Annotated in this window: 9 protein-coding genes, 1 tRNA gene and 1 pseudogene; 2 read left to right on the top strand and 9 right to left on the bottom strand. The window is 54.4% G+C overall.

Annotation, left to right across the window (positions count from 1 at the left end; translation table 11 throughout):
- Window positions 1-163 precede the first annotated feature (163 nt).
- From tyrS to HMPREF2959_RS05925, 4 genes and pseudogenes are all read right to left on the bottom strand, one after another.
- Window positions 164-1,459 carry a tyrosine--tRNA ligase gene (gene tyrS, locus HMPREF2959_RS05950; protein WP_070696515.1) on the bottom strand — a complete coding sequence of 432 codons (1,296 nt, stop codon included), beginning with the start codon at window positions 1,457-1,459 and terminating at the stop codon, window positions 164-166.
- Between the two features lie 61 nt (window positions 1,460-1,520).
- A pseudogene (locus tag HMPREF2959_RS05945) lies at window positions 1,521-3,399 on the bottom strand (acyltransferase family protein).
- A gap of 432 nt (window positions 3,400-3,831) precedes the next feature.
- Window positions 3,832-4,923, bottom strand: coding sequence for a redox-regulated ATPase YchF (ychF, locus tag HMPREF2959_RS05930; RefSeq protein ID WP_002219814.1), 1,092 nt, complete (start codon window positions 4,921-4,923; stop codon window positions 3,832-3,834).
- Window positions 4,924-5,036: 113 nt separating this feature from the next.
- Complete coding sequence (locus tag HMPREF2959_RS05925) at window positions 5,037-6,713, bottom strand: formate--tetrahydrofolate ligase (RefSeq protein WP_070696512.1); 1,677 nt, start codon at window positions 6,711-6,713, stop codon at window positions 5,037-5,039.
- A gap of 174 nt (window positions 6,714-6,887) precedes the next feature.
- Here HMPREF2959_RS05925 and HMPREF2959_RS05920 point away from each other — a divergent pair, with 174 nt between their 5' ends.
- Window positions 6,888-7,319 (top strand): EamA family transporter, encoded by a 432-nt coding sequence (locus HMPREF2959_RS05920; protein ID WP_061704698.1) that lies wholly within the window; start codon window positions 6,888-6,890, stop codon window positions 7,317-7,319.
- A 230-nt stretch (window positions 7,320-7,549) separates the two neighbouring features.
- On the opposite strand, the gene murU is transcribed toward HMPREF2959_RS05920, so the two are convergent.
- From murU to HMPREF2959_RS05890, 5 genes are all read right to left on the bottom strand, one after another.
- Window positions 7,550-8,245 (bottom strand): N-acetylmuramate alpha-1-phosphate uridylyltransferase MurU, encoded by a 696-nt coding sequence (gene murU, locus HMPREF2959_RS05915; protein WP_070696510.1) that lies wholly within the window; start codon window positions 8,243-8,245, stop codon window positions 7,550-7,552.
- A gap of 15 nt (window positions 8,246-8,260) precedes the next feature.
- Complete coding sequence (gene hpaC / locus HMPREF2959_RS05910; RefSeq protein WP_002236418.1) at window positions 8,261-8,761, bottom strand: 4-hydroxyphenylacetate 3-monooxygenase, reductase component; 501 nt, start codon at window positions 8,759-8,761, stop codon at window positions 8,261-8,263.
- 114 nt (window positions 8,762-8,875) lie between these two features.
- Window positions 8,876-9,316, bottom strand: a complete 441-nt coding sequence (gene nadR / locus HMPREF2959_RS05905) for a MarR family adhesin repressor NadR (RefSeq protein ID WP_002221507.1) — start codon at window positions 9,314-9,316, stop codon at window positions 8,876-8,878.
- Between the two features lie 342 nt (window positions 9,317-9,658).
- Window positions 9,659-10,168, bottom strand: coding sequence for a protein disulfide oxidoreductase (locus HMPREF2959_RS05895; protein ID WP_002236419.1), 510 nt, complete (start codon window positions 10,166-10,168; stop codon window positions 9,659-9,661).
- A gap of 78 nt (window positions 10,169-10,246) precedes the next feature.
- Window positions 10,247-10,322 (bottom strand) — tRNA-Lys (locus HMPREF2959_RS05890).
- A 210-nt stretch (window positions 10,323-10,532) separates the two neighbouring features.
- Here HMPREF2959_RS05890 and apbC point away from each other — a divergent pair.
- Window positions 10,533-11,612: an iron-sulfur cluster carrier protein ApbC gene (gene apbC / locus HMPREF2959_RS05885; protein WP_002236420.1), complete on the top strand. Its 1,080-nt coding sequence runs from the start codon at window positions 10,533-10,535 to the stop codon at window positions 11,610-11,612.
- Window positions 11,613-11,737: the final 125 nt, after the last annotated feature.

Here is an 11,737-nt window from a genome sequence, read left to right as displayed (position 1 = left end):
CAGTTGCGTTCCGACAACACCGTAATCTTGAAACTCGTCATTCCCGCTCAGGCGGGAATCTAGAACGTGGAATCTAAGAAACCGTTTTGCCCGATAAGTTTCCGTGCGGACAGGTCCGGATTCCCGCCTGCGCGGGAATGACGGCATTTCTGCGGCAATCGGATTATTTCCAAACCAAAAGCGCGTGGTTGCGTTTGCCGCGCCGAAGGATGGTGTATTTGCCGAAACGTTTGTGTTCGCCGTTCAGCAGGCAGGCATCGTCGGGGCGTTCGGCGGCGTGGTTGGGGTTGTTGGCTTCGGCAGGTTTGCCGTTGAGCAAAACCGCTTTGCTGTTCACAAAGCCGCGCGCTTCTTTATTGGAGGATGCCAAACCGGTTTTGACCAAGGCTTCGACGACATTGATGCCGTCTGAAACTTCAAATGCAGGCAGGCCGTCGAGGGCGAGCTGCTCGAAGTCGCTTTCGGTCAGGCTGCTTTGGTCTTCGGCAAACAGGCTTTCGGAAATGCGCTGCGCGGCGGCAAGGGCTTCTTCGCCGTGAATCAGGCGGGTCATTTCTTCGGCGAGGATGCGTTGCGCTTCGGGCTTGCTGCCGCTTGCCTGGTCTTTGGCTTCGACGGCATCGATTTCTTCGATGGACAGGAAGGTAAAGTATTTCAGGAATTTATACACATCGGCATCGGCGACTTTCAGCCAGAATTGGTAGAACTGATAGGGCGAGGTTTTTTTCGCGTTCAGCCATACTGCGCCGCCTTCGGTTTTGCCGAATTTGGTGCCGTCTGATTTGGTAACCAAAGGCAGGGTCAGGCCGAACACTTGTTTTTGATTCAGGCGGCGGGTCAGGTCGATACCGGCGGTGATGTTGCCCCATTGGTCGGAGCCGCCGATTTCCAAAACCGCGCCGTGGCGTTTGTTCAACTCGGCAAAGTCGTAGCCTTGCAGCAGGGAGTAGGCGAACTCGGTGAAGGAAATGCCTGCGCCGTCGCGGTCGATGCGCTGTTTGACGGATTCTTTGTTCAGCATGGCGTTGACGGAGAAATGCTTGCCGATGTCGCGCAGGAAGTCAAGGCAGTTCATGCTGCCGAACCAGTCGGCATTGTTCGCCATAATGGCGGCATTTCCGCCTTCAAAGCTCAAGAAAGGGGTTAATTGGTTGCGGATACTTTCCACCCAGCCGGCAACAGTTTCGGCGGAATTCAAGCTGCGTTCGGCGGCTTTGAAGCTGGGGTCGCCGATCATACCGGTCGCGCCGCCCACCAAAGCAATCGGCGTATGCCCCGCCTGTTGGAAGCGGCGCAATGCCAATACGGGCAACAGGTGTCCGATGTGCAGGCTGTCGGCGGTCGGATCGAAACCGCAGTAAAGGGCGATTTTTTGTTCGTTCAACAAAGCGTCTAAGGCTTCGATGTCGGTCGTTTGCGCGATTAGGCCGCGCGATTGCAGGTCTTGGATGACGCTCATCGGTCTCTTTCAAAAAAATTAGCGTTTTTGCAAACCGCCGATTGTAACAAATTTAAGCGAATCAATGGTTATGGCGCGTATTGAGAAACCGTTGTTTTTCGGAAAAACGCTTTGCCAATTCCGTGCCGCCGTAAGGGTTGATGTGGTCTGTGTCCGAGTAAACCGGCAATCCGCCGATTTGAAAATCTGCGGGGATATAGGCGGCGGCATCAATAATATAGACGTTGGGGTATTTGGCTGCCAATTCCCTGATGCGTGCATTGGCTTTCAGGGTGCTTTCGTCGTCCGGGCGCAGGGCTTGGCGGTAACCCGGTATGCGGGAAGACAAGATATAGGCGCGCTGGACGTTGTAAGACGAGGCCAAGTTGTCCGCCATCAGGTAAACGGCTTGTTTTTCGGATGAGAGTTTGTGCAGCATACGGTCGAATTTTTGGAAAAAACCGGCATCATAGGCAAGGGAGCGGCTGTTTTCGGGCATTTGGCTGCCCCAGCGCATCGCCAAAACCACTTTTGAATACCGGGGCAGGTGTTCTTCGGCATAGCGGTAAACGGCGCGGCAGGCGGCCCAGTTTTGGAATACGCGGGACGCGTAGCCTTCCACATAGGCGCAAGCGTCGGCGGAAACCATAGTGGCAGCCCATTTTTCTTTTTTGCCCACGGCATCGAAGAATGTTTTGTAATGGTCGGCGTGGGAGTCGCCCAAAACCAGCAGTTCCGGCTGTTTTTCCGTATCCCCCCATAGGCATTGTTTGCCGGTATTGTTGTGGCAGGAGGTGTTGGAACGCGTCAGCCCCAAGCGGTCGTATTGCGCCATAAACGGCAGCCTCATCGCGAAAAACGAGCCCGCCCCCAAAATGAGCATAGGCAAGGCATAAATCCATAAAACGGATTGTGCGAACGAACCTTTCCATTTTTTAAACGGCTTTTCGATGCAGTGATAAGAAATCAGGGAAAACGCTAGAGTCAGGACGATCGCTGCCGCCGGCGAATAAGGCGGCAGGTTGTCCGGGCCGATATAGCGCATAAAGGCCAATATCGGCCAATGCCACAGATAAAGCGAATAGGAAATCAAACCGGCGGCAACGGTGATTTTCCATTGGAAAAATTTTTTAAGCGGGTGTTCGTAATGGTTGAAATAAATCAGCGCGGCAACAGCCAGACAGGGAATCAAAGCGGCGGGGCCCGGGAAATAGGCGGTTTGTTCCGAATAGGCAAACAGGCAGGCGGACAGTATGCACGCGGAAAACAATGCGCCGACGGCGGCATACCGTTTCCCGACGGCGAGATTCCGCTGTTGCCGGTACCGCATCCGCACGGCGGTCAGCGATCCGACCAGCATTTCGCAGGCGCGCAGGTGGGGCAGGTAATATTTATCGAGCGCGGAAGGTATAAAGGAAGTGGCAAGGCTTAACGCGCACAGTGCGGCGAGGAAGCCGGCTTGGACGCGCAGGCTTTTGCGGACGACAAGCAACAGCAATATCGGAAAGACAAAGTAAAATTGTTCTTCGACCGACAAAGACCAAATGTGCAGCAGGGGCTTTTCTTCCTGCGCGGGAGCGAAATAGTCCTTGCCCCTTGCAAAATACAGGTTGGATGCGAAACCCAAGGCGGTCAGCGCGGATTTCCATAAAAGAAAGAAATCATCTTTGGTGAATAAAAAGAAGCCGCCTATCAGCGTTGCCGCCAATACGGCGAAAAATGCGGGCAAAATCCGTTTGATGCGGCGGATATAAAATGCCTTCAGGGAAAACCTCCCCCCCCCCCGACATTTCGCGAAGGAGGATCGCCGTCATCAAAAAGCCTGAAATCACAAAGAATATATCGACACCGAGAAATCCGCCCGGCAGCCAATTTTTTTCGATATGGAACACGATGACGGACAAGACGGCGGCGGCGCGCAATGTGTCGATGTCCGGGCGGTAGGGTAAGGCTTGGCTCATAATGTTTTTATAGTGGATTAAATTTAAACCAGTACGGCGTTGCCTCGCCTTGCCGTACTATCTGTACTGTCTGCGGTTTCGTCGCCTTGTCCTGATTTAAAGTTAATCCACTATACTCGAAACGCGGCGGCGCAAATGCCGTCTGAAAGGTCATTTTGTACGGGATATTCGGAATGCCGGACGGCTTTTTGCAACAGCGGGGCAGGCGGTTTGTTTTGCAGGAATCGGGGAGGGCAAATCGGAAATGCGGGTGGGATTTTATAGTGGATTAACAAAAACCGGTACAGCGTTGCCCCGCCTTGTCCTGATTTTTGTTAATCCGCTATATTTTGATACGGCTGCATTCCGGCGGTATGGAAACGCCGAAAACCACCAAAACCGGCTTCAGACGGCATTTCCGGCAAAGCCGTCTGAAAACCTGCCGCATTTGGGTTACACGTTAAACAAAAAGTGCATCACATCCCCATCCTGCACGACGTATTCCTTGCCTTCCACACGCATTTTGCCGGCTTCTTTGGCTTTGGCTTCGCCGCCGAGCGAGACAAAATCATCGTAGGCAATCACTTGGGCGCGGATGAAGCCGCGTTCGAAGTCGGTATGGATTACGCCGGCAGCTTGAGGCGCGGTGTCGCCTTTGTGTATCGTCCACGCACGGACTTCTTTCACACCGGCGGTGAAATAGGTTTGCAGCCCCAAGAGGTCGTAACCGGCACGAATCAGGCGGTTCAGGCCCGGTTCTTCCAAGCCCATTTCGGCGAGGAACTCGGCTTTTTCACCGTCTTCCAACTCGGCGATTTCGCTCTCCATCGCGGCGCACACGGCGACGACGGGGGCGTTTTCTTTTGCCGCCAATTCTTTCAGGCGGTCGAGGTGCGGATTGTTTTCAAAACCGTCTTCGGCAACGTTGCCCACATACATCGCCGGCTTGGCGGTCAGCAGGAACAGCGGTTTGAGCATCGCGCGTTCTTCCGCGTCCAAACCGAAGGAACGCACGGGTTTGCCTTCGTCCAAATGCGGCAGCAGTTTTTTGCACAGTTCGACCAGTTTTTGCGCGTCTTTGTCGCCGGAGCGGGCGCGTTTTTCTTCGCGGACGATGGCTTTTTCGACACTTGCCAGGTCGGCAAGCGCCAACTCTGTACCGATGGTTTCGATGTCGGCAATCGGATCGACGCGGCCTGCAACGTGGACGATATTGTCGTCGTCAAAGCAGCGCACGACATTCACAATCGCGTCGGTTTCGCGGATGTTGGCAAGGAACTGGTTGCCCAAGCCCTCGCCTTTGCTCGCGCCCGCGACCAAACCGGCAATATCGACAAATTCGACGATGGCAGGCTGCATTTTTTGCGGATTGACGATTTTTGCCAATTCGGCCATACGCGGATCGGGTACTTCGACGATGCCGACGTTGGGTTCGATGGTACAGAAAGGATAGTTTGCCGCTTCGATGCCCGATTGGGTCAGCGCGTTAAAAAGGGTGGATTTGCCGACGTTGGGCAAACCGACGATGCCGCATTTCAAACTCATGTTTTTTCCTGAAAATAGAGAAATTTAATGGCGGATTATAGCATACCGCCGCCCGCGTTCCGAAAAAATGCCGTCTGAAACGGCTTCAGACGGCATCTGGTTTCAAAAACCGTTCAGAACAAGCCGTGAATCACGCCTTCTGCGTCCACGTCGATTTTCTCGGCGGCGGGAACTTTGGGCAGACCCGGCATTTTCATCATATTGCCGCACAGCGCGACGATGAAGCCCGCGCCGGAAGAAACGGTAATGCCGCGCACGGTAATGCGGAAGCCTTCAGGGCAGCCCAAGAGTTTGGCGTTGTCGCTCAAAGAATATTGGGTTTTCGCCATGCAGACCGGCATTTTGTCCAAGCCCAGTTTTTCCAGTGAAGCGATTTCGGCAGACGCTTCCGCGCTGAAATCAACATCTTCCGCGCCGTACACTTTTTGTGCAATCGCGCGGATTTTGTCTTTGATGCCCAACTCGACATCGTAGGCGAAACCGAAGTTATTGGTTTGATTTTCAATGGCGTTGACGACTTTGCGCGCCAAATCCGCGCCGCCCGCGCCGCCTTTGCCCCACACTTCGGTCAGGGAAACTTCGACGCCGTGTTCCGCACAGGCTTTTTCAATCATCGCCAACTCGGCATCGGAGTCGGACACGAAGCGGTTGAGCGCAACGACGACGGGCAGTCCGAATACGTTTTTCAGGTTGGAAATGTGTTTCAGCAGGTTGGGCAGACCTTTTGCCAAAGCGTCTAAATTTTCTTCGCCGAGGTTGGCGCGTTCCACGCCGCCGTTGTATTTCAAGGCGCGGACGGTGGCGACGACGACGGCTGCGTCGGGTTTCAAACCGGCAAGGCGGCATTTGATGTCGCAGAATTTTTCCGCGCCCAAATCCGCGCCGAAGCCTGCTTCGGTTACGGCGTAATCGGCAAGGTGTTTCGCCAGACGGGTTGCGGTTACGGAGTTGCAGCCGTGGGCGATGTTGGCGAACGGGCCGCCGTGTACGAAGGCGGGCGTGCCTTCGATGGTTTGCACCAAGTTGGGCTTAATCGCATCTTTAAGCAATGCCGCCATCGCGCCGTGTGCCTTCAAATCTTTGGCATAAACGGGGCTGCCGTCTTTGGCGTAGGCGACAAGGATGTTGCCCAAACGCTCTTTCAAATCGCTGATGTCTTTGGCAAGACAGAATACCGCCATCACTTCGGAAGCAACGGTAATGTCGAAACCGTCAGGACGCATCACGCCGTCAACAGGTTTGCCCATGCCGTCGATGATGTTGCGCAACTGGCGGTCGTTCATATCGACCACGCGCCGCCACAGCACGCGTTTCGGATCGATGTTCAACTCGTTGCCTTGGTAGATATGGTTATCGAGCATGGCGGCGAGCAGGTTATTCGCCGCACCGATGGCGTGGAAGTCGCCGGTAAAGTGCAGATTGATGTCTTCCATCGGCAAAACTTGGGCATAGCCGCCGCCTGCCGCGCCGCCTTTCACGCCGAACACCGGCCCTAAAGAAGGTTCGCGCAGGGCAATCACGGCATCTTTGCCGATGTGGCGCAACGCGTCCGCCAAACCGATGGTTACGGTGGTTTTGCCTTCGCCCGCCGGAGTCGGGTTGATGGCGGTAACCAAAATCAGCCTGCCCTGTTTTTGCGGCAGTTTGAACGCTTCGGCAGGATTGATTTTCGCCTTGTAATGACCGTAAGGCTCAATGTTGTCGGCATTCAGACCAAGCTTGGCGGCAATTTCGCCAATCGGGCGCATGGTGGAGGATTGGGCGATTTCGGCATCGGTTTTGAAGCTCATGATTTTCCTTTAGAAATGAGGAGGGACATGCCGTCTGAAAGCATCAGGCGACAAACAGGTGGATTGAAAATAATATCAGGCATATTATAACGTTATCCGCACCAAACCCGCAGTGAAATTTTTGACGCTGCAACAAAAATACCGTTCATATTGTTCACAATCCAAGGAGAAAACATGAGCAGCAACGCATGGCTGTTTTGGGCATTGGCATCGGCAGGCTTCGCCTCATTGACCGCCATCTTCGCCAAAATGGGTTTACAGGGTATAGATTCAGATTTCGCTACCTTCATCCGCACCTTGGTCATCCTCGCCGCTTTGGTATTGTTTTTGACCTACACCGGCAAATGGCAGGGTGTGAACGGCTTTACGGGGCGCAACTGGACATTCCTTATCCTATCCGGCCTTGCTACCGGCGCATCTTGGCTTGCCTACTTCAAAGCCCTGCAACTGGGCAACGCCTCGCAAGTCGCCCCCATCGACAAATTCAGCCTGGTCTTGGTCGCGCTGATGGCGGTGGTTTTCTTGGACGAACGCCCGAACACGCAGGAATGGATAGGCTTGGGGCTGGTAACGGCGGGCGTGTTGGTGCTGGCGTTGAAACGTTAAACCGAATCCGCCATACCGCCTGAAACCGGGTTTTGACAATCTGACGGGCGGCGGTCTGAACAAAGTTACCCAATAAAATCCGACACCGCGCCGACGGCAAACCGCCGCGCTTCAGATGGCATTTGTTGGACGGAAAGCCCCGAACGCCCTATTTTCACGCCTCCACGAAAATATGCTGGACATCCGGTCGGAACCGTTCGGCAGCCGGCTCGGCAAGCCACCGTTTTATTTCACTTCCAAGCCCCTGCAAGGGCTTGAGCCTCTTTCAGACGGCATACCGTGCCGACATCCAGCCACAAGCCCGTATGCTTCTGACCGCTCACGCGGTTTTGCCGCATTTCGCCACGCAATACGGGCGCGAGTTTCGCCACACTGCCCGCTTCGATTCCGTCAAACATTTCAGGACGGTAAATACCCACGCCGCTGAATGTCAATCCGTTGCCGCCGGATACTTCCGACTGTACGCTTCCGTCCGGCAACAGCAAAAAATCGCCGTCAGGATGGTGCGGGGGATTTTCCACCAGCCACAGATGGGCGGAAATATGTTCCGGCAGGGACGATGCCGTCTGAAATACCGCCGCGAAATCAATGTCGGTCAGCACGTCGCCGTTGACCACCAAAAACGGCTGCCCACCCAACAGCGGCAATGCCTGCGCGATGCCGCCTGCCGTTTCCAAACCGCCTGCGGGTTCGGGCGAATAGGCGATGTTCACGCCATAAGCCGAGCCGTCGCCCAAAGCATCTTCTATCTGCCGACCCAGCCAAGCGTGGTTGATGACGATTTCGGTAAACCCCGCCTGCTTCAGACGGCATAGGTGCCAACCGATTAGAGGCTTACCCGCCACATCAAGCAGCGGCTTCGGAGTGGTATCGGTCAAAGGGCGCATACGCTCGCCGCGTCCTGCCGCCAGTATCATCGCTTTCATATATCTGTCCGAATATCAGTCTAAAAATCTAAACTGCCGTCTGAAATACAGCAGCGCGGGGCGTTTGCACCCGCAGTTTTTGATTTCGTCGAGCCTGACGTAAAACACAAAATGCGTGCCGATTTCATGTTTGCCGACAATATGCCCGTGCAGGTGCACCAACGCGCCCTCTATTTCAAGTTGTCCCGTTTTGCCGCGATGCCAGATGTGGTAGGCAAATCGCTCTTCGGGCGACAGGCCGGTCAGCCCGGCAAAATGTTCGGCAACATCCTGATGTTCGTCCGCCAGCGTATTGATGCACAGGCTGCCGTTTTCCGACAGGATCGGAATGATTCGCGCACTCCGGTTGATGCACAGCATCACGGTCGGCGGCTCGTCGGTAACCGGCGCGACCGCCGTCATTGTAATGCCGTAACGCCCTGCCGCACCGTCTGTCGTGATGACATGAACGCCTGCCGCACAGGATGCCATCGCATCACGGAACGAAGTTTGAAAAGTTTTCTGCAAATCCGCCATTTTTCCCCTTTAAACTGTCCCCTATATAAGAATGCTGCACACAAGGCACCCCCCATGTGCAGCAGTTCTGATTCAAAAAGCCGTCGGTCGGACATTTCCGCGCGTTACGGCGTATTACGAGTTCAACGCATCCTCGATTTTGGCAAGTTCTGCCAACAGGTCTTTAAGCAGCAGCATTTTCTCGCGGCCCAGCACTTCCTCGATAGCGTCGTAACGCTCGTCCACTTCTTCGCCGATTTCCTCATACAGCTTCTCGCCCTCGGCAGTCAGCTTCAGAAAAACGCGGCGTTGGTCGTTGGAAGGTTTCAGGCGGACAACCAAACCCGCTTTTTCAAGGCGGGTCAGGATACCGGTCAGGCTGGGGCGCAGAATACACGCCTGATTCGCCAAATCTTGAAAGTCCAGCGTGCCGTTTTCCGCCAAAAGACGGATAATCCGCCATTGCTGATCGGTAATATTCGCCTGATTCAGAATAGGCCTGAATTGGGTCATCAGGGCTTCCCTTGCCTGTATCAGACTGATATTGATAGACGCATGTTTTGATTGGGTAGGCATTGTTCAAGTCTCCAAGTTATCGAAAATCAAACTTTCAAACCGTCGGGAAAGCCTGTGGGCGTAAATTTTGATGCAACCGTTATATAACAAAACGAACATATAACAACAATACGCTATAAACCGCATCGGACGACTGGGTATAAAAGACTTTAATTCCGATAATCCTATCTAAAAATATTTTAATAGTTATATCTTAGTCTATTTTCCCTACAATCTCAACAAAGTATTACATTTACTGTCGAAAGAACTTTCTTCCAGAAAAAACAAAAGCCGCCGCATCAGACGAGCAAGGTATATGCCGTTTGATTCTCTACATAGCGTAAAGTTTAACAAAAACAAAAGTTAACCGAAAACATCCGCCTGAAAAATTCGTGCGCGCAAGCCCCAATAACTGCTGATTCCCGTCGTATAGTGAACCATTTTCCCATTTTTGACCAAAACGACGGCAGGCGTTGCGACAATCCGCCAAGACCTTGCCAAACCCCCGTCCTCATCGTTGACCGTCGGAAAGCCCAAGCCCCGCTTTGCCATATACGCCGCCACTTCGGACGCGCTGCCGGAACGTACCGCCACGCCGACGACCGGAACGCCGTCCGCCGCCAAATCATCGATTATCGGCGACTGATAACGGCACACGCCGCACCAGCTCCCCCAAAAATACACCAAAACCGCCTTATCTCGGCTAAACTGTCCCAAAGTCAGCCGCTGCCCCGACAGCAGGGTCAAAGGCCGCCCTGCCGCACCGGCCGGCTCTTCGGGCTTGCGTACCCAATCCAAAAACAGCGACACCAATAAAAACACCAATGCCGTCCGAACGGCAAATTTGATGCCCGAAAGCAGTTTCTTTTTCATACGCTCTCTCAAACGGTACGCCCGCGCAACCGGCAGGCAAACAAAAAGCCAAGTCTCAAAACTTGGCTTCCGGTTATCTGGTGGGTCGTGAGCGATTCGAACGCTCGACCAACGGATTAAAAGTCCGCTGCTCTACCGACTGAGCTAACGACCCGATAAGCCGTGCATTATACAGCACCATCCTACCTCGTCAAGCAAATTTTACAGGCTTAATTGCAGACCACTGTTTGCACGGGATATTTTGACAACGGATTTTCACAATCCGCCGCATACCGTGTAAAAGTTCGCACAAGGAAAGGCAAACCGCCCGAAATCAATGTACACTTTCCGCCCGTTTCCCAAACTGCACACAGAAACACACATTATGAACATACAAAACATCCGCACCCTCCTCGACACCGTCGCCGTTCCGAATACGGCACGCACGCTCGGCGGCGAAAAGACCGTCCGTTCGGTCGAACAGCGTTCAGACGGCATCCATATCGCCCTGCATTTCGGCTTCCCCGTCGCGCACATTGCCTCAGAAACAGCCGACCGCATACAGGAAATCCTGATGCCGCTGACAGGCGACACACACATCCATCTGTCCATGGACACCGAAATCGGCACACACAAAGTCCAGCCCGGCGTTACCACCATCAAAGGCGTGAAAAACATCATCGCCGTCGCATCGGGAAAAGGCGGCGTGGGCAAATCGACGACGACAGCCAACCTTGCCGCCGCAATGGCGCGGATGGGCGCGCGCGTCGGCGTACTCGATGCCGACCTTTACGGCCCGAGCCAACCGACCATGTTGGGTGTGGACGACCGCAAACCCGATCAGAAAAACCAAAAACTCATTCCCGTCGAATCTTCAGACGGCATACAGGTCATGTCTATCGGCTTTCTCGTCGATACCGGCCAAGCCGTCGTCTGGCGCGGGCCGATGGTCAGCCAAGCCTTGCAGCAACTGATGTTTCAAAGCGAGTGGGACGAAGTGGACTACCTGTTTATCGACCTGCCCCCGGGCACGGGCGACATCCAGCTCACGCTGTCCCAGCGCATCCCCGTAACCGGTTCCGTCATCGTAACCACGCCGCAGGACATCGCCCTGATAGACGCGCGCAAGGCTGTGGATATGTTCCGAAAAGTCAACATTCCCATTTTAGGTGTATTGGAAAATATGTCCGTCCACATCTGCACCAACTGCGGACACAGCGAAGCACTGTTCGGCACGGACGGAGGCAAAGATTTAGCCGCACGCCTCAACCTCCCCCTGCTCGGACAGCTTCCCTTAAGCCTGCCCGTGCGCGAAGCAATGGACGGCGGCACACCGGCGCAACTGTTCGACGAACACCCCGCCATCGCCCGAATCTACACCGATGCCGCATTCCAAATCGCCCTGAGCATTGCCGACAAAGGCAAAGACTTCAGCAGCCGCTTCCCCAAAATCGTCATCGAATAAAGCCGCGCCCGAAACCGCAGCAGCAATGCCGTCTGAAGCCCCGCGCCTGCCGGCGGGCAAACTTGCCGGGTAAACGGTTTCTTGAGATTCCGCGTCCTGGATTCCCACTTTCGTGGGAATGACGG

This window comes from Neisseria sp. HMSC070F02, from assembly GCF_001814225.1.
Lineage (GTDB): Bacteria > Pseudomonadota > Gammaproteobacteria > Burkholderiales > Neisseriaceae > Neisseria > Neisseria meningitidis.
Note: the sequence above shows the minus strand (reverse complement) of the source record. Positions and strands in the feature narration are given on the sequence as shown.